Genomic DNA, 20,729 nt, shown 5'->3' with positions numbered 1-20,729 from the left:
CCTATTGTGAATTCAGACAATCGCGATTGGGCCGCCGAGCTGGTCCATTTCTGGTTCAGGGAGCTGGACAGCACCGACTGGTACAATGGCAGCGCGCGGGTCGATGACATATTGCGCGAGCGGTTTGCTGGTGATCTGACGCAGCTGGCCGATGGCGACTCCGCTGATTTCCTGACCGACCCCAAAACCGCGCAGGCTGCGATCCTGTTGTTCGATCAGGTGCCCCGCAACATTCACCGCAAAAGTGCGCTCGCCTTTGCCAGTGACCCGCTGGCGCGCGCGATTACGGATGGGGTGATAGAGCGTGGCTGGCTGGCGACATTTGCCGAGCGCGAGCGGCAATTTGTGCTGATGCCGCTGATGCATAGCGAACAGTTGGCCGATCAGGATCTGAGCGTCGCGCTGTTCGAACAACATGCGCCCGGAGCTTTGCCCTTTGCCCAGTCACACCGCGAAATGATCGCGCGCTTTGGCCGCTTCCCGCACCGCAATAATGTGCTGGGGCGCGAGACCACTACGGAAGAACAGGCCGCCATCGACAGCGGCTTCAGCTGGTAAGACGCCGTGCACGCGCCCCCGGACGCATTGGACCGGAGGCGCGGCGCGTGGTCAGGCGATCAGCGGCTCAGCTGGCCGCGAATGGCGCCATTGGGAAATGCCGCAGTGTGGACATTGACATAGAACGCTTCGGGATTGCCCTCGATGCGGTTCTGTTGCCATTCCATCGCATTGGCGCAACCCTTGTAACCGCCCTCGTTCGACGGCTTGAGCGTATAGACTGGCGGGCCATCGACGCCGCGTGCGCCCAAATGGATATGCGCAGCAGTAATCGGCCCTATATTGCGGATATCGTTGAGATCCCAGCAAACCTGGTTGGCTTCGTCCGATACAGTGATTTCCGCCATGCCCGCGCCATCGGGATCACCGCCGCCCACTTCCTGCGCGCCGGTCAGCGTTGCGCGATAGGTGTCGGATGTGGCTTCTGCGATGGATTCCTCCAATGTGGCACAGGCCGAAAGTGCAGCGGCACCGGCAATGGTGGCCGCGATCTGATAAATGCGTACCCGTTTCATGACAGCTCTCCTCATGTGGCGGCCCGTCAGTCCTGCGGGCCAAGCCACGGGATCAACGCCTCAAGCGCCCTTGGCGTTCCGCGCCTGCCCGGTGTGGCAATCGCCGCTGACCGGACATTCGCCGCACGCCATGCGCGAAGGGCGGCACAGGCTCTGCCCCAGTTTCTTCAGCAGAAGATGATGCTCATCCATATCGGCGGCTGACCATTCGTCCGGCACGATGGGCATCAGCGCATCATAGGCGCGCGCGGTGTCGGCTTTGGCCGGCACCAGTCCCATCCGCTGCATAATCCGGCGATGATGACCGTCGAGCACCATGGCGCGGCGATCGAAGCTGGAGACATTCATCACCCCCGCCGCGATCTTGCGCCCGACCCCGGGCAGCGCCTCCAGCCATGCCATCGCCGTGTCAGTGGACAGATTGGACAGATGTCGCAAATCCGCCGCCCCGCGATCGGCCACGATGGCGGTGAGGCAGGCCTTGAGCCGCCCGGCCATCATATTGGGATAGGTCGCCGTAGCGAGCATCGCCGCCAGCGCCTCCTCCTCAGCCTCGGCCACCGCCTCCCACGATCCGTAACGGGTCAGCAGGCTGTCGGTATTAGTATTGGAAACCGCCGATTTGGTCCGCGCCCCGATCACCCCCTGCACCAACGTCCACAGCGGATCACGCTGCCGCTCTAGCCGCGGCGTGATCCGTCCGAACCGCGCGATCAGCGCCGCTTGCGTGCGGCGCAGAATATCGGTGCGCGGGTCGGAGCCGAGGGGGAGATGCATGGCCCGTTATTGACAAAATGCCGTAAAGGTGTCAATTTGACACCATGGCAAAGACAGTCAAGATTGATGACGAACTGATCGATATAGTCGCGCGTGAGGCGTCGGTGATGAGCCGTTCCCTGGCGGGTCAGGTGAGGCATTGGTTGCGCATCGGCATGACCATAGAACGCTCAAGCGATTTCGATCAATCGCATGTGGCCGCTGCGCTTGGCGGGCGAATTGGTCCAGATGCGCTTTCGTGTGCCGAGCAGGAAAGCTTTGTCGAAGGCCTGTTCGAGGCAGCGCGCGAAGGCACGGCCGAACAGGACCGTTTCTTCACCGCACGCCGCGCTGAGGGCTTGGGCGTGGGCCTGCGTGACGGTGTGATCGTCGCGCAATCGGATGAGGTTGCACCGGGCTGATGGCGTCGCCGCCGTCCCGGCCAACCCTGTTCCTTATCGCCGGACCGAACGGGGCAGGCAAATCTACTTTCTACGACACCGTTCTGGCAAGCCGGATCGCCGCGCCTTTTGTAAATGCCGACCTAATCCAGCGCGACGAATTGTGCGATCCGTCGCCTGAGGCGTCCTATAAAGCGGCAAGTATGGCCGAAGAACGCCGCAGGGAATTTCTGGCCGAGCGGCGCAGCTTCGTGACGGAAACGGTTTTCTCGCACCCCTCGAAGCTGGAACTGCTCCGCTACGCGCGCAAAGCGGGATTTCGCATCGTGGTTTTCCATCTCAATGTTGCAAGCCCGGACCTCGCGGTGGCCCGCGTTCGCGCTCGCAGGGCCGAGGGAGGGCACGACGTTCCCGAAGCAAAAACGCGCGCGCGCTATGAACGCAATCAGGCGCTCATCCGGCAGGCGGTGTTACTGGCTGACAATGCGCAGATACTCGATGCCTCGGCTCTCAATCAAAAGCCGCGCGTACTGATGGAATTGAGCAATGCCCGGGTCGTGCGCCGGGCAGAGCAACGCCCTGACTGGTTCGAGGCGCTCTATTCAGACCTGCTCGACTAAACCGCTATTCCCACTCGATCGTCCCGGGCGGCTTGCTGGTGTAGTCATAGACCACCCGATTGATGCCTTTCACCTCATTGACGATCCGCGTGGCGCAGCCGGTCAGGAAGCTGGCGTCGAAGGGATACACATCGGCGGTCATGCCGTCGGTGCTGGTGACGGCGCGCAGGCCGCAGACGCTGTCATAGGTGCGCGCGTCGCCCATCACGCCCACAGTCTTGACCGGCAACAGCACCGCGAACGCCTGCCAGATCGCGTCATACAGGCCCGCGTTGCGGATCTCGTCCAGATAGATCGCATCGGCCTTGCGCAAGATGTCGCAGCGTTCCTTGGTCACTTCACCGGGAATTCGGATTGCCAGGCCGGGGCCGGGGAAGGGGTGGCGGCCCACAAAGACATCGGGCAGGCCCAGCTCGCGGCCCAAATCGCGCACCTCGTCCTTGAACAGTTCGCGCAAGGGTTCGACCAGCTGCATATTCATGCGTTCGGGCAGGCCGCCGACATTGTGATGGCTTTTGATCGTGACGCTTGGTCCGCCGGTGAAGCTGACGCTTTCGATGACATCGGGATAGAGCGTGCCCTGCGCAAGGAAATCCGCGCCGCCGATCTTGCGGGCCTCTTCCTCGAACAGATCGATGAAAGCGCCGCCGATGAATTTTCGCTTTTTCTCCGGGTCAGTCAGCCCGGCGAGGCCGGAGAGGAACATGTCCTCGGCATCCACATGGACCAGCGGGATATTGTAATGGTCGCGGAACAGGGTGACGACCTGCTCGGCCTCGTTCATCCGCATCAGCCCGTGATCGACGAACACGCAGGTCAGTTGCTCGCCAATCGCCTCGTGGATCAGCACCGCCGCGACTGCCGAATCGACACCGCCGGACAGGCCGCAGATGACCTTGCCATCGCCCACCTGCGCGCGGATTTCCGCGATCTTGGTCTTGCGAAACTCCGCCATCGTCCAGTCGCCCGCCAGCCCGCAGACATGGCGCACGAAATTTGCGAGCAATTTGCCGCCATCGGGGGTGTGGACAACCTCCGGATGGAACTGCGTGCCGTAGAATTTGCGGGCTTCATCCGCGATCACTGCGAACGGCGCGCCGTCGCTGGTGGCGACGATTTCGAAGCCGGGGGCAAACTGCGTGACCTTGTCGCCGTGGCTCATCCACACCTGATGGCGCTCGCCCTCTTCCCACATCCCGTCGAACAGGGCGCAGGGTTTGGTGACGGTCAGGAACGCGCGGCCAAATTCGCCGCCTTCCCCGGTTTCATGCCCCGGACGGACTTCGCCGCCCAGCTGCTGCGTCATCACCTGCTGGCCGTAACAGATGCCCAGGATCGGCACACCCGCGTCAAACAGGACATCGGGCGCGCGCGGGCTGCCGTCTTCGGGCACACTGGCGGGGGAGCCGGACAGGATGATGCCCTTGGGCCTCATCCGGTGAAAGGCTTCCTCCGCCATCGTATAGGGAGCGATTTCGGAATAGACCCCCGCCTCGCGCACACGGCGCGCGATCAGCTGGGTAACCTGGCTACCGAAATCGACGATAAGGATGGAATCGGGGAGATGAGAAGCGTCCATGCGCCCCGATAAGGCCAGCGCGGCGCGCCTGTCCAGCATTGCCCTGTGCGCATGGCGATCCGAGCCGGGCATTAGAGCATCGTGCACACCCTTCCCGCTCCATGACACTTGCGTCAAACGCAACACCCGTCGAGATTTTCGCACTTTAGTTCAAAAGTAAGCAAGTATATTACAGCCCTCAAGCCGGAATGCTGCATCCCTCCCAGCAGCCTTCTGGCATGACAGGACCCTCGGCGCGCTTTAGCGTGGTGTGGGTCCTGGCCTTCCTCTCCGGTGTGCGGCGTGTCCCGCCGGACAGGCGATATGGCAGCGAGTAGAGACGCGGCCACCGAACTTCCTCTCCCCCTCCCCCCCTAGTTTCGGTGCCGCGTCTCGAACGCGCTGTCCTTTGCGGGGCAGGTTTGAATATTCCACAACTCTGCACTTTTCGCGCAGTTTCGCGCGAAATTTGCACGTCCTCCCCAAACCCATCCCGATGGAGAATCCCATGACCATTTTCGCCACCCGCGCCTTTTCCCTGTTCGCTGCTGGCACGCTCAGCACCCTGATGCTGGCGCACACTTTCGTCTGAGCAAACTTCCAGCCTACCCTCATGCCGCCGCTTGTTCACAATGGTGCAAGCCAATGCTGCTTAGGCGTGCGGCATGAGGGAGAATTTATGACCGCTTGCAAACCCGTGCTGGCCTGTCTGGCCGCGCTGCTGTCATCCGCCGTACTGGCGCAAGACACGCCCGCTATTGAGCTGGCGGCCCCGGCAACCGCCACCATTGTGATCGACGGGCAGGATGTGCTGGTGGAGATCGCACCCGATGGTGCCAGCAATCCCATTGTCGATCCGGCGGTCGCTGCCGAACTGGGCCTGAAGGGCGGGTTCGTCGACGGCATCCATCTTGTCGGGCGGACCCGGATCAAGGCCGATTCCAGCCTTGAGCGTGTGGATTTCGGCGATGGCAAAGCGAAGAAGCGCCGCGTTTTCTGGTTCGACCGGCCCTATGGCACGGTGGCACAAGGCCGCGTCAGCCCGTATGCGTTGCCCCACTCCGTCATCACCTATCGCCTGCGCGGCACAGTGGCGGGAGAGCATGAAATTGTGCTGCCGCTGTTCAGTCACAATCGCGGCGGGCTTTATACCAAGCTGTTGGTTGGCGACGACTACGTGCCCACCTATTTCACCTTTGACCGGGCAGAAACCATGGTCACGGCGGCCGCTGGCGCGCTGCTGAGCGAGAAATTTGCCGGACGGATGGCAGGCGAAGCGCGGCCCATGACGCTGGAACTGGCGGTCGAGCGCCCGGTGCGTGCGATGGTGTTTGCACAGCCGGTGATGCTGGGCGCATTGCCGCTCGCCAATCTGGTGGTGCGCACGCAGGATACCGGATCGACCGCGGATATTCCCGACGACGAGCGCGATCCGAATGAAATCGTGGTGACCGCCGGCAAGGGCAAGCCGATGCACCGGCTGTTTGTCGGCCCCGACAGCCTGGCCGCGTGTTCAACGCTGACTTTTGACAAGCAGGCAGAGGAAATCCGCCTGTCCTGCCTCCCGGCCTAACCGCCGCTCAACATTCGATGACGTTGACCGCCAGCCCGCCCTTGCTGGTTTCCTTGTATTTTGTCGACATATCCAGCCCGGTCTGGCGCATGGTTTCGATGACCTGATCCAGACTGACGCAGCCTTCCGCGCCGGTGCGGTGCAGCGCGAGGCGCGCGGCGTTGACCGCCTTGACCGCGCCGATGGCGTTGCGTTCGATGCAGGGCACCTGGACCAGTCCGCCTACCGGATCGCAGGTCAGACCCAGATTGTGCTCCATGCCGATCTCCGCCGCGCTGGCGATCTGCATTGCGCTGCCGCCCCACAGCGCCGCCAGTCCGCCCGCCGCCATTGAACAGGCCACGCCGACCTCCCCCTGACAGCCCATTTCCGCGCCGGAAATACTCGCGCGCTGTTTGTACAGCAGGCCAATCGCGCCCGCAGTCAGCAGGAATATCCGGCGGCTTTCCGCGCAATCCTGATCATCCTGCGTCTTGCAGTAAAAGCGCATTACTGCCGGGATAATCCCCGCCGCGCCATTGGTGGGCGCAGTGACCACGCGGCCGCCCGCCGCGTTTTCCTCGTTCACCGCCATTGCATAGCAATTGAGCCAGTCGAACAATTGCTCACGCTCGTTCGACAGCGGATTGGCAGACAATTTCTCCCACAGATCGGGCGCGCGGCGGGTGACCTTCAGCCCGCCGGGCAGCACCCCGCGCTGCGTCAGCCCGCGATCGATACAGGCATCCATCGCCTGCGCCACGCGGTCCAGCCCGGCCACCGTCTCGGCGCGCGGGCGCAGCGCGTCTTCATTGGCCAGCACCAGATCGGCAATCGCCAGCCCGGTGGCATGACAGCTGGAGAGCAGTTCGGCAGCCGATCCGAAATTGAACGGCACCATTGTCCCGGCTGAAATCCGGTCATTCTTGGGCGGCTTTTTCAGCTGCGCCTCGCTGGCAACGAACCCGCCGCCGGTGGAATAATAGGTGCGCGCCAGCAGTGTCTGCCCGCCTGCATCGCTGGCGGTCAGCTCCATGCCATTGGGATGCAACGCGGGAATGATATGCCCCGCCAGATCGATATCGCGTGCGGGATCGAAGTCGATGGCTTGCTTGCCGCCCAGCAGCAGGCTGCCTTCGCTCTTCAGCGCGTCCAGCGCGGCGACGGCTTCGTCAGGGCAGGTATCTTCGGGCACAAAGCCCATCAGGCCCAGCATGGCCGCATCCAGCGTGCCGTGCCCCACCCCGGTCAGCGCCAGCGAGCCTTGCAACTCCACAGCGACCCGCGCGGTTCGCCCAAGCTTTCCCGTCTTGGCCAAAGCGCGCGAAAACATCGCGGCAATCCGCATCGGGCCGACCGTGTGCGAGGAGGATGGACCGATCCCGATCCGAAAGATGTCGAGGACAGATAGCATCGCCCAGACATGCGCCCCGCCGCCGCGCAAAGCAAGTGGTTGCAGCTGAAACCGCATAGGCTGCGAACTGTGGGAAAAAACCACCCGTAAACTTTGGCTTTGCGCTGCTTCGCGCCTATATAATCACTATGAACGAGAACTCTCAGAACACTCCCGATAATACCCCTGAAACCGCTGCGGCCCAGCCCTCTGCCAATGTGAAGCAGATGGGCGAGTATGGCGCCGATTCCATCAAGGTTCTCAAGGGCCTGGATGCGGTGCGCAAACGCCCCGGCATGTATATCGGCGATACCGATGACGGGTCGGGCCTGCACCACATGGTGTTCGAGGTATCGGACAATGCCATCGATGAAGCGCTGGCCGGGCATTGCGACCTGGTGCTGATCGAGCTGAATGCCGATGGTTCTGTCTCGGTCGAGGACAATGGGCGCGGCATTCCGGTGGATATGCACAAGGAAGAGGGTGTCTCCGCTGCCGAAGTCATCATGACCCAGCTGCACGCGGGCGGAAAGTTCGAAAACACCAGCGACGACAATGCCTACAAGGTGTCGGGCGGCCTGCACGGTGTGGGGGTTTCGGTGGTCAATGCGCTGTCCGAATGGCTGGAGCTGGTGATCTGGCGCAATGGCAAAGAACACTGGATGCGGTTCGAGCATGGCGATGCGGTCAGCCCGCTGGAGATCAAGGGCGATGCCGGGCGCGAACGCACCGGCACCCGCGTGACCTTCCAGCCCAGCACCGGCACGTTCAAAAACGTGATCGAGTTCGACTTTGAAAAACTGGAGCACCGCTACCGCGAGCTCGCCTTCCTCAATTCCGGCGTCCACATCCTGCTGCGCGACAAGCGGCACGAGGAAGTGGCCGAGCATGATCTGTATTACGAAGGCGGCATCGCGGCCTTTGTGAAATATCTCGACCGCAACAAGGCGCCGCTGATCCCCGAACCGATTTCGGTCTCGGCGGAAAAGGACGGCATCGGCATCGACGTCGCGCTGGAATGGAACGACAGCTATTACGAAAACGTCCTGACCTTCACCAACAATATCCCGCAGCGCGATGGCGGCACGCATCTGGCCGCCTTTCGCGCCGCGCTGACCCGCACGCTGAACAATTACGCCACGTCATCGGGCCTGATGAAGAAGGAAAAGGTGACGCTGTCGGGCGAAGACATGCGCGAAGGGCTGACCGCCATCGTGTCGGTCAAATTGCCCGATCCCAAGTTCGGGTCGCAGACCAAGGACAAGCTGGTTTCCTCCGAAGTGCGCCAACCGCTGGAAAGCCTGATGGGCGAGAAGATGAGCGAATGGCTGGAGGAAAATCCGGCTGACGCAAAATCGATCATCCAGAAGATCATCGACGCCGCCGCCGCGCGTGAAGCCGCGCGCCGCGCCCGCGAAATGAGCCGCAAGGGCGCGATGAGCATTGCCAGCCTGCCCGGCAAGCTGGCCGATTGCCAGGACCGCAATCCCGCCAATTGCGAACTGTTTCTGGTCGAGGGTGATTCCGCTGGCGGCTCCGCCAAGCAGGGTCGCGACCGCAAGACGCAGGCGATCCTGCCGCTGAAGGGCAAGATTTTGAATGTGGAGCGCGCGCGGTTTGACCGGATCATCGGATCGAAGGAAGTCGGCACGCTGATCCAGGCGATGGGCACCGGCCTGCGCGACGAATTCAACCTTGAAAAGCTGCGCTATCACAAGATCGTGATCATGACCGACGCCGATGTCGACGGAGCGCATATCCGCACGCTGTTGCTGACCTTCTTCCACCGCCAGATGCCCGAAATCGTCAAGGCCGGACACCTCTTCATCGCGCAGCCGCCGCTGTACAAGGTCGCGCGCGGCAAGTCCGAGGTCTATCTGAAGGATCAGGCCGCCTATGACCGTTATCTGATCGAGATGGGGTTGCAGGGCCGGATGCTGGAAACCGCCGGCGGGCCGCGCGGTGCAGGCGAATTGTCCGAGCTTGTCCAGCACGGGCTGCGGATGCGCAATCTGATGGGTTTCGTGCCGCGCAAATACAATCTGGCACTGATCGAGGCGGTTGCGCTTTCGGGTGCGCTCGACCCCGAAATGTCCGACCGTTCGGCAGCGCTGGACCGCGCCGCCGCGCATTTGCAGATGGGCGATCCCGACGCGCGCTGGTCAGCGGAAACAGACCCCGATGGGCTGGTCCGCTTCCGCCGGTTGTGGCGCGGCGTGACCGATGTTCACGAGATCGAGGCGGCGTTTCTCCACAGTGCCGAGGCACGCAAACTGCACCGCGTGGCGGGCGAATTTGTCGAAGTTTATACCGCCCCCGTCCGTCTGGTCCGCACCGCTGCGGGCGAGGATCAGGTCGAAGTGGATGATGCCGAGGATGGCGACACTGACGCGCCCACCTTTGGCGATGATTCGCTGACCCGCCCGACCGAACTGCTCGAGGCAGTGATGACCGCCGGGCGCAAGGGTCAGAAGATCCAGCGCTACAAGGGGCTGGGCGAGATGAATGCCGAACAGCTGTGGGAAACCACGCTGGACCCGGACAACCGCGCGCTGTTGCAGGTCAAGGTCGAGGATGCCGACATCACGGACGAAATCTTCACCCGGCTGATGGGCGACGTGGTCGAACCGCGCCGCGAGTTCATCCAGAACAACGCACTGAATGTCGCCAACCTCGACGTGTGATCCGGCTCAGGCGGTGCTGAAGAACCCGCTTTCCTCCCAGCGCGCGCGGCTGCGATTGTAAGTAAATTCGATCCAGTCATCCCTATGGTCGAGTGTGCGGGTGGCCATCATCGCCATGCTCGGCGCGGCACCCTTGGTAAAGGTCACGCTGCCCTGATCGAGCTGTTTCACCAGCCGCACCTGTTGACGGTCGGCATAACCATAAGCTGCGCCGCCCGCCGGATAGGCAGGCAGGGTCAGCGCCAAGGCGCTCTCGCCAGTCACCGCCAGCGCCATCAGCGGACCGGCGGGTGCCAGCACGCCTGACGCGCTCAGGCTCGCACCCTTGTAGATGCCCTGCGGCGTGTAAGCGGTGGTCGCCGTCCCGCCAGTAAAGGCGACGAAGGGCATCGACAGCGGATTGTCGCCGCCATTGGGCGTGCGCGCGCTGGCATAATCGCCCGACACCGCGATCCGGCAATTGCGCGCGATATAGCCTGCCCACACTATGCCCAGCCACTCATTGCCCAGCGTCTCGGCCAGTGCGGTGCGGAAATGGCGTAGCGTGATCCGCACCTGCGTGGGCGGCTGCTTATGCGTGTCTGCTGGCGCGCCCGGCACAGCTTCGGTCAGCGTATAGACGCCGTAGAATGTCAGCGCCTGAAACGACGGGCGGCGGTCGATCCACGCGTCGATTTTCAGATCGACATCGCGCAGCGCCATCGCCGCATTGCCGGTCATATGCACGCGCGTATCCACGGTGACGATATGCCCGCGCACCCAACTGGCGATGCTCAGCAGCCCGGCGGAATGGAATCGGCAGCCATCCAGCACAGTCGCCGGCGGCGCGGCGGCCTCGTCACGAGTGGGAAAGGCGATGTTGTACAGATAACCGCCCGCCGGGCCGCTGCCCAGGCCGAGCGTTTCGCAATCGCGCCACAGGCAATTGCGATAGACCGCGCTGGTCTTGCCGGTTTCCTCCTGCGCTTGAAAACAATCGCCAAATTCGCAGTCGCGCGCCACCAGATCGCAATCGACGCCGGGATTGAAAGCATTGCCATTGGTGGTCAGGAAGCGGCACCTCGTCACGCTTAACCGGCGCACCGCATCGACCGCTCCGGCGAGGTAGAAAATCTCGCCGCGCCAGCCAATCATATCGGTATCGGTGCAGTGGATTTCGCCCAGATAGCAATCCTGCGACCAGAACGCCTTGTCCGATATGTCCCACCCGTCGCCCGTTACGGGATCGGCGGGCCAGGTGGCGACGCCGGTGCGGGTACGGTTGCCCTGCAACACCAGCCGGTCGAGCGTCAGCCGGGCAATGCGGCGCGGCTGGGTGGTCGGGCGCGGGGTGTCGCCCTGAACATACAGCCCGCCGCCGCGCCACACCGCCGGGGCGGAGTCCGCTACGGACCGCGCGACTGTCTGCCAATTGCTGTCGGGATCGGCGCCGCCCACCCCGCGAAAATCGAGCACGCTGCGGTCTGGTGCACAGCCGCGCAGCGCCAGCGTGCGGCGGACCACGAGCGGATGGCCATCCTCCGCGCGGGTGTCGGCGGCGGGCGACGTGCGGACCGGGCAGTGGATGCGGTAATGCGCGCTTTCGAAACGCAGCTCGCGCGCGCCGATCGCCTCAGCATAATCGATCGCGGCCTGGATTGCGGGCTGGTCATTGCTCAAGGCGTCACCCAATGCCCCGCCCTGTTCGGCGCTGAGCGAACCGGCCTCGGGGAACAGGCGAAAGATGCGTCCATTGGCGGCAGCGAACACGAAACGCGGATGCGCGTCCAGCAGTGCCGCATCGCATAAATCATCGGCGATATAGCGCGCCGCACCCTTGCCCGCTGCGGCATATCCGCTGCTCTCCAACAGCACTATTTCGCCCGCCGGACTGCGCAGCGAGAGATCGGCGAACAGCGCGGGCAAGGCCTGCACCGCGCGCTGCGCCAGCCCCAGCGCCGGGAGCGCCAGCCCGCTCATTGCGACACCCGGTAGCTGATCGTGCCCGATTGCGGCGTCAGTTCCAGATACAATTCCGCCCCCGCTTCGCTGTCCTCCCACACCGGCTCACAAGCATTGGCGGCAAATACCCCCCATTGCGCGCCGCCAATCGTGACGGGAAATTTGGTCGCGCCGCCATCGGTCGAACGCAGCAGCCGCACGCTGCCCTCCCATGCGCCGGACAGACGCAGATAGACTGGCGCGAAGGGTGCAGGCGTGAACGGCCCGGCGACCTGCGGTGCGGCGGCCTGACCGGACAGCGGCGCGGGTGATTGCGGGCGGGCGGCGAAGGTGGGCAGCGGATTGGCCGGGCCGACGGCGGCGCAAATCCCTGCGGCGTCTTCCTGCCCCAGCGCGATCAGGGGGGCGAAGCCGCCGGGTGCTTCAACGCGAATCGGATCATTCATTTCCGGTTTGCTCCTTGTTTGAAAAGAGCCAGATCGGTTAATCAGCGATTGCCGTGTAGGAAAATGATTTTTTGCGCTGGGGTATTTGATGCGCGATAGGCTGGGGTAATGAAAGTCGCCGTTTTCCATCCTGGTACGCAGCATTCGCGCCAGACCGCGCTGGCGTTGCAGCAGCTTGAGCTTCTGGCCTTCCTGGCCACCAGCCTGTTCGACCATCCCGGTCGCAAGCGTTGGCCCGGTCCGCTGGGCCGCGCGATGGACACTGCGCTGGCCGGGCACCGCTTCCCCGCGCTCGATCCCGCATTGGTCCGCACCCACGGGGCGGAGGAATGGGTGGAACGGATTGCCGCCAAGCTTGGCGCGCGGCGATTAGCGCGCCGGATTGACCGCTTGGGCAATCGCCGTTTTGGAGGATGGCTGGCGGGGGAAGCGGCGCGAGAAACACCGCTCGCGCTATGGGGTTTCAACGGCGCATCGGCGCGCGCCTTCGCCGATCCGCGGCTGCGCGATTGCCCCAAGATCCTCGACCGCACAGTGGCAGACTGGCGCTTCTGGAACGCCGAGCTGGAAGTGATCCGCGCCAGTCATCCGGGCTGGCTGGCGGAAGGGCCGTGGCCCGCCGAAGCTGCTCAGATTGCGCGCGACGATTTGGAATACGCCCATGCCGACCGGATCGTCTGCGGCAGCCCCTTCGTGGCGCAGAGCATCCGTGACCACAGCGCAGCCGCCGGTCTCGACGCCAAATTGACCGTGCTGCCCTACCCCTTCGACACCGCGCTGTTCGGCGGAGCGCCCGAACCGGTGCCGCCGCCTTCGGGAGAGCCGGTGCGCTTCCTGTTCGCGGGTCAGGTTTCGCCGCGCAAGGGCATCCAGCATGTGCTCGAAGCAGTCCAGCGTCTGCCACGCCGCGATGCCCGGCTCAGCGTGATGGGCCCGCGCATGGTGCCCGACCGGATGCTGGCCCCCTATGCCGAACGGATCGACTGGCTGAGTGAACAACCACGCAGCGCGGTCCCGGCGATCATGCGGCAGCACGAGGCGCTGGTGTTTCCCAGCCATTACGAAGGCTCAGCGATCATCCTGCTCGAAGCGATGGCCTCGGGCCTCGCCATCATTCAGAGCCGTCAGGCGGGGCTGGGCGCATCGGCGAACAGCGGCATCGTGCTGGACGCGCCATCGGCGGACGGGGTGGAACAGGCGATGGCGGCGATGGCAGCCGACCGTGATGTATTGTTGGGCATGCGCCGGGCGGCATGGCGCGAATCGCAGGCGTTCAGTTTTGACGCTTATCGCGGCAATATCGCGGCGCTGCTCGCTGATATGGGGATTTAGCCCAGCAACGCCTGCATCGCGGTTTCGAATTTGTCGACAATCGCAGTCCTGGACCACAGCGCCTCGGCGCGTCGCTGGCCATTTGCGCCCATTTCCGCGCGGCGTGCCGGATCGGCTGCCAGCGCTTCGATCGCCTGCGCCATTGCCGCATCATCCAGCGGCGGGATCACTATCCCGCAGCCCTCAACCTCGCGCGCGATGCCGGTCCCCGGCGCAGCTGTGGCGATGACCGGGCGGGCCGACGCGAACATATTGCCCAGCTTGGACGGCAGCACCAGATCGGCCGCACCGGGCAATTGCGGCAGCAGATGGACATCCGCCAAAGTCAGCAGCGCGCCGAAGTTTTCGGGCGGCTGAAGGTCGCGAAACTGCATATTGGGCAGGCCCTGCGCCTGCTGCTCCAGCCGCACTCGGTTTGGCCCCTCACCAGAAACCACAAAGGCTATATCGCTGCGATGGGCCAGACGGCGCGCTGCTTCGATCACCACCTCCAGCCCCTGTTTGTTGGCGATGTTCCCCGAATAGAGCGCGACGAATTTGCCCTCCAGCCCCCATTCCTTGCGCAGGCCGCCGCCGTCAGCCGCTGCGATCTGCTGCGCATGATTGGCCCAATTGCGCAGTTCCAGCACCCGGCTGGGCGGGATGCCCTTATGCGTCAGCAACGTGCACATCGGTTCGCTGATGGTCGAGATCATGTCCGCCGCGCGCAGCATCCTGTCTTCAAACCGGGTGGCGGCATCGGCGATTCCGCCCTCGCGGTCGAGCAGGCCGGTGGCAAAGGCCGCGCCGACTTCGAAATCCTGGACATGCAGCCACAGCGGCACGCCCTCGCGCCGCGCCATACGCGCAGCGACCGGCGCAGCGACCAGTGACGGCGCGACGGTAAACACCAGATCGGGTTCCAGCGCCCGCCGCGCCGCACGGGCGGCGGGATAGGCGCTGCTGGCAAAGCTCATATGGTGCGCAAGCCGTTTCTTGCCGGTTGGATTGGCGGGGATGTAATGCGGACAGCGCATCACGGTGACGCCGTTTTCCTCGCTCGCCTGCCAGCGCCCCTTGAAGCGCGGATGCAGTTTCCAGTCGGGGTAATAAGGCTGTCCGACCACCGCGTGGACCCGGTGCCCGCGTGCCACCAGCGATTCCGCCAGACCCGCGCTGAACGGCCCGATGCCGATGGGTTCGGGCGCGTAATTCAGCCCGATGAAAAGGATTTTGCGCGGCGGCCCTGCGGTCATGCGGCGTGCAGGCTGCTGCGTCCGCGCGCGCCGCCGTCGCTGCCCGAAAGCCCGGCAAACAGGGTGTCGATAATCGCGCCCAACTTTGCCTCGCTCAGCCGGTCATCCAGCATCATCAGCATATCGGGCATGGTATAGGCGACCACCATCTGGTTGATCAGGCTCAGCGCCTCGTCAATCTCCAGCTTCGCGAAATAGCCTTCGTCCTGCGCCTGCGCGATCAGTTCGCACAGATAATGATCCGCCAGATCGATATAGGATCGCACCCGCTCAAACCGGCGCGAACCCAGATCGCACAGCAGCGCAAAAGTGTCGGGATCGCTGCGGAAATAGGCCCGCTGATGCACGAAGCGGCGCGCGAAAAATTCGTACAGCTTGCGATTGGCCGGCAAATCGCTGGCCATCACCGCTTCCATAATTTCAATGTGCGGCGCGAACCAGCGTTCGGCGACCGCGTCAAACAGATTGCTGCTCTCGGGGAAAATCGCATCGATGCGCGCCCGTGACAGCCCGGACTCGCCCGCGAGGATTTCGGGTGTCACCTCGACCCCGCGGCGCGCGGTAACTTCCATCGCCAGCGCCGCCAGCCGGTCGCGTTCACGCGCCTTGTTGTCCTGTGTCATCGCGCGATTTCCACCTGTCCGCTAACCCGTTGTGTCAAATTAGGCGCTGGCGGCGCAGGATTAAAGTCCTTATGAAGAAACTTACCCCTGCGGCGCGGCCCGCGGCGGGCGCGGGAAGAAGGCCGAGGTACGTTGTTGGTAGTCGGCATATCCGGCGCGAGACTTCGCCATGCCCTTTTCCAGCAGCGCGGCGCCCGACCATTTCATCAGCGTAAAGGTCAGAAACAGCGCCCCGATAATCGTGAAGGCTGCTACCCACCATCCGGCAGAGCAGGCAGCAATCCAGATCCCCCACCACACGCAGGCATCGCCGAAATAATTGGGATGGCGGGTATAGCGCCATAGCCCGCGGTCCATCACCTGACCGGCATTGGCGGGATCGGCCTTGAACCGGGCCAATTGCCAATCACCCACCCATTCGAAGAAAATTCCCACGCACCACAGGGCAAAGCCGGTGATCGCCAGCCCGCTGATCGGCTCGAACGTGCCGGCTTCGAGAATCCCGTATTGCGCGGGGCTGGAGACAATAAACAGCAGCACTGCCTGCCCCAGAAACACCTTGGTCAGCGCGGCCCAGCCAAAGCGGCCTTTCGCGCGATCCTTGCGCAGCATCCGCTCGTACCGTTTGTCCTCACCCTCGGCCCTCCAGCGGCGCAGCAGATGGATCGCCAGCCGCAGCCCCCAGATCACGGTCATTGCCATCAGCAATGTCGCCAAGGGGCCGGGTTGCTTCAGCCGCAGCCAGCTGACCAGCGCCAGCAGCGCCATCCCGCCGCCCCAGAAGGCATCGATAAAGGATACGTCGTTCACCTGCAGCGAAATTACCCACAGCAGCAGGACCAGCCCCAGCAAAATCACGGCATTGCCAATCAGCGCTTCAATCACGGCGTTTTATCTCTCCGGCTGTGTCGAGCGATGCCTCCAAGACATTGAAGCGGTCACAATCGGGGCGTTTTTCGCGGTAGAATGCGGCCAGCTTGGCCAGATCGGCGCGGTAATCACCGGTCGGCATCAGCGGTTCGCCGACACCGCCGCGCATCATATCATTGTCGACCCATGCGGGCAGGATCGGCACGCCCGCCGCCATGGCGATGTGATAGAAGCCGGTGCGCCATTCGCCGTTTGAACCGCGCGTCCCCTCAGGCGCGATAACCAGCGCCAGATCGTCTGCCTTGGTAAAGGCATCAGCGACCTGCTCGACATAATTAGCCCGCTTGTTCCGGTTCACCGACACCCCGCCCATATCATACATGAAATTGGTCATCGGCCATTTGAACAGCGTGTGCTTGCCCATGAAACTGGGCTTGATCCCCAATTCATGCGTCGCGCCAAGAAAGAAGATGAAGTCCCAATTGGACGTGTGCGGGGCGCCCAGAATCACGAATTTGCGCACCGCCGGTCGGGTGCCCTCAATCGTCCACCCCTTCCAGCGATACAACGCGATCAGCAGCCGCTTAAACAGGCGCGACAGCAGTGACGGCTGGCGGTTCGGATCGTTCGGCATTCTCTCTCCCTGTTTTCGCTCATAGCGAAACATCCGGCGAATGCGAGCTACATCCTGAACACGCCAAACGCGGGACGTTCCGGGATGGGTGCCTCCAGCGTTGCGGCGAAGGCCAGGCCCAGCACGTCGCGGGTTTGGGCCGGGTCGATCACGCCATCATCCCACAGGCGGGCGGTGGCGTAATAAGGGTTGCCTTCGTCCTCATAGGTCTGGCGGATCGGGGCCTTGAATTCCTCGACCTGCGCGGGGGTCCAGCTGTCCGCATCGCGGTGCACGGTAGCCAGCACCGATGCGGCCTGTTCGCCGCCCATCACGCTGATGCGGGCATTGGGCCAGGTGAACAGGAAACGCGGGTCATAGGCGCGCCCGCACATGCCGTAATTGCCTGCGCCAAAGCTGCCGCCGATGACTACGGTAATCTTGGGAACTGTCGCAGTGGCAACCGCAGTGACCAGCTTGGCGCCGTGCTTGGCGATGCCTTCCGCTTCGTATTTGCCGCCAACCATGAAACCGGAGATGTTCTGCAGGAACAGCAGCGGGATGCGCCGCTGGCACGCCAGTTCGATAAAATGCGCGCCCTTTTGCGCGCTTTCGGAAAACAGCACGCCATTGTTGGCCAGGATCGCCACCGGCATCCCCCAGATATGCGCGAAGCCGCACACCAGCGTGCTACCGTAATGCTGTTTAAACTCGTGAAACTCGCTGCCATCGACCAGCCGCGCGATCACTTCATGCACGTCATAGGGCGCGCGGACATCGTCGGGGATGATGGCGTAGAGATCATCAGCGTCGAATTTGGGCGGGCGCGGATCGCGCAGGTCGATATTTTCCGCACCGCCATTGGCGCCCAGATGGCTGACGATATCGCGGACGATAGTCAGCGCATGCTCGTCATTTTCGGCGAGGTGATCGACCACGCCCGATTTCTTCGCATGAAGATCGCCGCCGCCCAGATCCTCGGCAGTGATTTCCTCACCCGTCGCGGCCTTCACCAGCGGCGGCCCGGCAAGGAAAATCGTGCCCTGATTGCGCACAATCACGCTCTCGTCCGACATCGCCGGGACATAGGCCCCGCCCGCAGTGCAGCTGCCCATGACACAGGCGATCTGCGGAATGCCCTGCGCCGACATATTCGCCTGATTAAAAAAGATCCGCCCGAAATGGTCGCGATCGGGGAAAACCTCGGCCTGAAACGGCAAATTCGCGCCGCCGCTATCGACCAGATAGACGCAGGGCAGGCGGTTGGCCTGCGCGATTTCCTGCGCGCGAAGGTGCTTCTTGACGGTCAGCGGGTAATAACTGCCGCCCTTCACGGTGGGATCGTTGCAGGCGATCATCACCTGCCGCCCCGACACCCGGCCAATGCCCGCAATCATCGAGGCGCCGTTGACATCGCCGCCATACATTTCATTGGCGGCCAGCTGCCCGATTTCGAGGAAAGGCGAGCCGGGGTCGAGCAACCGCTCCACCCGCTCGCGCGGTAACAGCTTGCCGCGCGACACATGCCGCTCGCGGTGCTTCTCGCTCCCGCCCAGCGCCGCCTCGGCCACCTTGGCGCGCAACTCGTCGGCCAGCCCCTTATTGTGCGCAAACCGCGCCTTGGTTTCCGGGGCTTCACGGTCGATTTTTGAGGTTAGAGTTGGTGCGGTCATACCTGATTATCCTCTGGTGGCATTACCAATGGCAGCGCGGTCGCGCGCTCTCCCCTCTGACCGCGTTTACGATACTTGCTCTGGTATGCGCGGCGCTGTTTTGTAATCTCATACAAAACGATGCCCGATGATGTGCCGAGATTGAGGCTTTCAATCATCCCAAACATCGGAATGGAAATGCAAATTTCGCTTCGCTTTACGGCGAGATCGCTGATTCCCCGTTTCTCGTTTCCGAACCAAACCGCCAGTTTAGCATGTTCGGTATAGTCGCCTTCGTGAAGTACGGCATTGACCTGCCCTTTTACATGAGGCGATGTCACAACCGAATGAAAATTGTTCTTTTCCAAGTGGTCCAAGCACTCTTCGGTGCTGTCAAACCGCTTCACGAAACTCCATTTGACCGCTGATACGGATGTTTTGAAAATCGACTTCTTTTCACGCATGTCTTGCCAGTCATCGGGCAACGCCTTCCGTGGATCTACGACATAGACCTTTTCGACGCCCAGCGCGTTTACGTTGCGAATGACGGTGCCGATATTCTTCATGTCCGCAGGGTCTTCGATCACCGCTATCAAGTTCTTGCAGACAAATGGCTTTATCGCGTTCGCGCGTGCACGCATCGCCGGTTTCGACTTCTTCAGTTCTTCGCCTACTGCAACTGGCATATCCTCACCCCGCCGCCCCGATCAATTCGCGCCCGATCAGCATCCGCCTGATCTCGTTCGTCCCAGCGCCAATATCGAGCAGCTTGGCATCGCGCAGATAGCGTTCGACCGGCCAATCCTTTGTATAGCCTGCCCCGCCCAGCGCCTGCACGCTTTCGCCCGCCACGCGGAAGGCATTCTCGCTCGCCAGCAAGATGCACCCTGCTGCGTCGAACCGTGTAGTGTGTCCGGCATCGCAGCTTTTCGCCACCGCATAGGCATAGGCGCGCGCAGATTGCAGCGCGACATACATGTCCGCCACCTTGGCCTGCATCAGCTGGAAGCTGCCAATGGGTTTGCCGAACTGCTTGCGTTCGCGAAGGTAAGGAATCACCGTGTCGAGGCACGCCTGCATGATGCCCAGCTGCAATCCGGCCAGCACCACGCGCTCGTAATCCAGCCCGCTCATCAACACGCCCACGCCGCCATGCAGCGCGCCCATCACATTTTCTTCCGGCACGTGGCAATCGTCGAACACCAGCTCTGCCGTCGGGCTGCCGCGCATCCCCATCTTGTCAATCTTCTGACCGATGGAGAAACCCGGCATGTCCTTTTCGATCAGGAAGGCGGTAATACCGCGCGATCCGGCGCTATTGTCGGTCTTGGCATATACTACCAGAGTATCGGCATGGGTGGCGTTGGTGATCCAGAACTTGGTGCCGTTGAGGACATATCCGCCCTCCGCGGCATCCGCCTTAAGCTTCATTGAAACCACGTCCGAACCGGCGCCCGCCTCGCTCATGGCCAGGCTGCCGACATGTTCGCCAGAGATCAGCTTGGGCAGATATTTGGCCTTCTGGTCATCATTGCCCCAGCGGCGGATCTGGTTGACGCACAGGTTCGAATGCGCGCCATAACTCAGCCCGACACTGGCGCTGGCCCGGCTGACTTCCTCCACCGCGATGACATGCTCCAGATAGCCCATGCCCAGCCCGCCATCGTCCTCGTCCACGGTCAGGCCGTGCAGGCCGAGCTCTCCCATCTTGGGCCACAGCTCCTGCGGGAACCAGTCCTCGCGGTCGGCCTTTTCGGCCAGCGGTGCAATCTGCTCGTCCGCAAAACGGCCGACAGTCTCACGGATCATCTTGGCGTTTTCGCCAAGCTGGAAATCGAAATCAGGGGTCGCGCGCATGCTCTCTCCTCATGGCTCGCGATGATGGTGCGACCGGGCGGATAGCCGAGCCGGCCCGCGCGGGCAAATCGTAAGCCGTGGTTCATGGATGACAATGTAATTCGGTTATTATATGGGAGGACA

At 62.9% G+C, this 20,729-nt stretch carries 19 protein-coding genes; 6 read left to right on the top strand and 13 right to left on the bottom strand.

The window, feature by feature from the left end; genetic code table 11:
• Positions 1-6 precede the first annotated feature (6 nt).
• Complete coding sequence (locus FEV51_RS09100; protein ID WP_246034503.1) at positions 7-558, top strand: DUF924 family protein; 552 nt, start codon at positions 7-9, stop codon at positions 556-558.
• A gap of 59 nt (positions 559-617) precedes the next feature.
• Here the strand turns inward: FEV51_RS09100 and FEV51_RS09095 are convergent, their stop codons facing one another.
• Positions 618-1,073 carry a CHRD domain-containing protein gene (locus FEV51_RS09095; protein ID WP_138618070.1) on the bottom strand — a complete coding sequence of 152 codons (456 nt, stop codon included), beginning with the start codon at positions 1,071-1,073 and terminating at the stop codon, positions 618-620.
• 60 nt (positions 1,074-1,133) lie between these two features.
• Entirely contained in the window at positions 1,134-1,850 is a 717-nt protein-coding gene (locus tag FEV51_RS09090) for an endonuclease III domain-containing protein (protein ID WP_138618068.1), read from the bottom strand.
• A gap of 44 nt (positions 1,851-1,894) precedes the next feature.
• Here FEV51_RS09090 and FEV51_RS09085 point away from each other — a divergent pair, with 44 nt between their 5' ends.
• Together FEV51_RS09085 and FEV51_RS09080 are read left to right on the top strand one after the other, a co-directional pair.
• A complete protein-coding gene (locus FEV51_RS09085) occupies positions 1,895-2,251 on the top strand; it encodes a TA system antitoxin ParD family protein (RefSeq protein ID WP_138618067.1) in 357 nt (118 codons plus the stop codon).
• Positions 2,251-2,850, top strand: a complete 600-nt coding sequence (locus FEV51_RS09080; RefSeq protein WP_138618065.1) for an ATPase — start codon at positions 2,251-2,253, stop codon at positions 2,848-2,850. The genes FEV51_RS09085 and FEV51_RS09080 overlap by 1 nt, the downstream gene beginning before the upstream one ends.
• A gap of 4 nt (positions 2,851-2,854) precedes the next feature.
• On the opposite strand, the gene guaA is transcribed toward FEV51_RS09080, so the two are convergent.
• On the bottom strand, positions 2,855-4,429 hold the full coding sequence (guaA, locus tag FEV51_RS09075; RefSeq protein ID WP_138618063.1) for a glutamine-hydrolyzing GMP synthase: 1,575 nt from the start codon (positions 4,427-4,429) through the stop codon (positions 2,855-2,857).
• 658 nt (positions 4,430-5,087) lie between these two features.
• Between guaA and FEV51_RS09070 the strand changes: the two genes are divergently transcribed.
• Positions 5,088-5,981 (top strand): hypothetical protein, encoded by an 894-nt coding sequence (locus tag FEV51_RS09070; protein WP_138618062.1) that lies wholly within the window; start codon positions 5,088-5,090, stop codon positions 5,979-5,981.
• 7 nt (positions 5,982-5,988) lie between these two features.
• Here FEV51_RS09070 and FEV51_RS09065 read toward each other — a convergent pair whose 3' ends face one another.
• Positions 5,989-7,374, bottom strand: a complete 1,386-nt coding sequence (locus tag FEV51_RS09065; RefSeq protein ID WP_138618245.1) for an L-serine ammonia-lyase — start codon at positions 7,372-7,374, stop codon at positions 5,989-5,991.
• Between the two features lie 206 nt (positions 7,375-7,580).
• Here FEV51_RS09065 and gyrB point away from each other — a divergent pair, with 206 nt between their 5' ends.
• Positions 7,581-10,037 carry a DNA topoisomerase (ATP-hydrolyzing) subunit B gene (gyrB, locus tag FEV51_RS09060; protein ID WP_425466613.1) on the top strand — a complete coding sequence of 819 codons (2,457 nt, stop codon included), beginning with the start codon at positions 7,581-7,583 and terminating at the stop codon, positions 10,035-10,037.
• A gap of 6 nt (positions 10,038-10,043) precedes the next feature.
• On the opposite strand, the gene FEV51_RS09055 is transcribed toward gyrB, so the two are convergent.
• Together FEV51_RS09055 and FEV51_RS09050 are read right to left on the bottom strand one after the other, a co-directional pair.
• Complete coding sequence (locus FEV51_RS09055) at positions 10,044-11,996, bottom strand: hypothetical protein (RefSeq protein WP_138618058.1); 1,953 nt, start codon at positions 11,994-11,996, stop codon at positions 10,044-10,046.
• Positions 11,993-12,424, bottom strand: coding sequence for a hypothetical protein (locus FEV51_RS09050; RefSeq protein ID WP_138618056.1), 432 nt, complete (start codon positions 12,422-12,424; stop codon positions 11,993-11,995). The genes FEV51_RS09055 and FEV51_RS09050 overlap by 4 nt, the downstream gene beginning before the upstream one ends.
• Positions 12,425-12,532: 108 nt before the next feature.
• On the opposite strand from FEV51_RS09050, the gene FEV51_RS09045 reads away from it, so the two are divergent.
• Positions 12,533-13,756: a glycosyltransferase family 4 protein gene (locus tag FEV51_RS09045; protein ID WP_138618054.1), complete on the top strand. Its 1,224-nt coding sequence runs from the start codon at positions 12,533-12,535 to the stop codon at positions 13,754-13,756.
• Here FEV51_RS09045 and FEV51_RS09040 read toward each other — a convergent pair.
• From FEV51_RS09040 to FEV51_RS09010, 7 genes are all read right to left on the bottom strand, one after another.
• Positions 13,753-14,991 (bottom strand): WcaI family glycosyltransferase, encoded by a 1,239-nt coding sequence (locus FEV51_RS09040; RefSeq protein WP_138618052.1) that lies wholly within the window; start codon positions 14,989-14,991, stop codon positions 13,753-13,755. The two genes, FEV51_RS09045 and FEV51_RS09040, sit on opposite strands and share 4 nt — an antisense overlap.
• On the bottom strand, positions 14,988-15,614 hold the full coding sequence (locus FEV51_RS09035) for a TetR/AcrR family transcriptional regulator (protein WP_138618050.1): 627 nt from the start codon (positions 15,612-15,614) through the stop codon (positions 14,988-14,990). Before FEV51_RS09035 ends, FEV51_RS09040 begins: the two co-directional genes overlap by 4 nt.
• Before the next feature lie 81 nt (positions 15,615-15,695).
• A complete protein-coding gene (locus FEV51_RS09030) occupies positions 15,696-16,499 on the bottom strand; it encodes a DUF1295 domain-containing protein (protein WP_138618048.1) in 804 nt (267 codons plus the stop codon).
• Positions 16,492-17,118, bottom strand: coding sequence for a lysophospholipid acyltransferase family protein (locus tag FEV51_RS09025; RefSeq protein WP_138618046.1), 627 nt, complete (start codon positions 17,116-17,118; stop codon positions 16,492-16,494). The genes FEV51_RS09030 and FEV51_RS09025 overlap by 8 nt, the downstream gene beginning before the upstream one ends.
• Positions 17,119-17,165: 47 nt before the next feature.
• A complete protein-coding gene (locus FEV51_RS09020) occupies positions 17,166-18,770 on the bottom strand; it encodes a carboxyl transferase domain-containing protein (RefSeq protein WP_138618044.1) in 1,605 nt (534 codons plus the stop codon).
• Positions 18,767-19,435, bottom strand: coding sequence for a TrmH family RNA methyltransferase (locus FEV51_RS09015; protein WP_138618043.1), 669 nt, complete (start codon positions 19,433-19,435; stop codon positions 18,767-18,769). The genes FEV51_RS09020 and FEV51_RS09015 overlap by 4 nt, the downstream gene beginning before the upstream one ends.
• 4 nt (positions 19,436-19,439) lie before the next feature.
• On the bottom strand, positions 19,440-20,606 hold the full coding sequence (locus FEV51_RS09010) for an isovaleryl-CoA dehydrogenase (protein WP_138618041.1): 1,167 nt from the start codon (positions 20,604-20,606) through the stop codon (positions 19,440-19,442).
• Positions 20,607-20,729: the final 123 nt, after the last annotated feature.

The organism is Qipengyuania marisflavi (genome assembly GCF_005884405.1).
Lineage (GTDB): Bacteria > Pseudomonadota > Alphaproteobacteria > Sphingomonadales > Sphingomonadaceae > Qipengyuania > Qipengyuania marisflavi.
Note: the sequence above shows the minus strand (reverse complement) of the source record. Positions and strands in the feature narration are given on the sequence as shown.

Excerpts from the sequence above, each read along its gene's own strand:
- FEV51_RS09085 (WP_138618067.1), top strand. The coding sequence starts at position 1,895 with ATGGCAAAGACAGTCAAGATTGATGACGAACTGATCGATATAGTCGCG.
- gyrB (WP_425466613.1), top strand. The coding sequence starts at position 7,581 with ATGGGCGAGTATGGCGCCGATTCCATCAAGGTTCTCAAGGGCCTGGAT.
- FEV51_RS09080 (WP_138618065.1), top strand. The coding sequence starts at position 2,251 with ATGGCGTCGCCGCCGTCCCGGCCAACCCTGTTCCTTATCGCCGGACCG.
- FEV51_RS09010 (WP_138618041.1), bottom strand. The coding sequence starts at position 20,606 with ATGCGCGCGACCCCTGATTTCGATTTCCAGCTTGGCGAAAACGCCAAG.
- FEV51_RS09045 (WP_138618054.1), top strand. The coding sequence starts at position 12,533 with ATGAAAGTCGCCGTTTTCCATCCTGGTACGCAGCATTCGCGCCAGACC.
- FEV51_RS09095 (WP_138618070.1), bottom strand. The coding sequence starts at position 1,073 with ATGAAACGGGTACGCATTTATCAGATCGCGGCCACCATTGCCGGTGCC.
- FEV51_RS09040 (WP_138618052.1), bottom strand. The coding sequence starts at position 14,991 with ATGACCGCAGGGCCGCCGCGCAAAATCCTTTTCATCGGGCTGAATTAC.
- FEV51_RS09025 (WP_138618046.1), bottom strand. The coding sequence starts at position 17,118 with ATGCCGAACGATCCGAACCGCCAGCCGTCACTGCTGTCGCGCCTGTTT.
- FEV51_RS09035 (WP_138618050.1), bottom strand. The coding sequence starts at position 15,614 with ATGACACAGGACAACAAGGCGCGTGAACGCGACCGGCTGGCGGCGCTG.
- FEV51_RS09070 (WP_138618062.1), top strand. The coding sequence starts at position 5,088 with ATGACCGCTTGCAAACCCGTGCTGGCCTGTCTGGCCGCGCTGCTGTCA.
- FEV51_RS09090 (WP_138618068.1), bottom strand. The coding sequence starts at position 1,850 with ATGCATCTCCCCCTCGGCTCCGACCCGCGCACCGATATTCTGCGCCGC.
- FEV51_RS09015 (WP_138618043.1), bottom strand. The coding sequence starts at position 19,435 with ATGCCAGTTGCAGTAGGCGAAGAACTGAAGAAGTCGAAACCGGCGATG.
- FEV51_RS09055 (WP_138618058.1), bottom strand. The coding sequence starts at position 11,996 with ATGAGCGGGCTGGCGCTCCCGGCGCTGGGGCTGGCGCAGCGCGCGGTG.
- FEV51_RS09050 (WP_138618056.1), bottom strand. The coding sequence starts at position 12,424 with ATGAATGATCCGATTCGCGTTGAAGCACCCGGCGGCTTCGCCCCCCTG.
- FEV51_RS09065 (WP_138618245.1), bottom strand. The coding sequence starts at position 7,374 with ATGCTATCTGTCCTCGACATCTTTCGGATCGGGATCGGTCCATCCTCC.
- FEV51_RS09020 (WP_138618044.1), bottom strand. The coding sequence starts at position 18,770 with ATGACCGCACCAACTCTAACCTCAAAAATCGACCGTGAAGCCCCGGAA.
- guaA (WP_138618063.1), bottom strand. The coding sequence starts at position 4,429 with ATGGACGCTTCTCATCTCCCCGATTCCATCCTTATCGTCGATTTCGGT.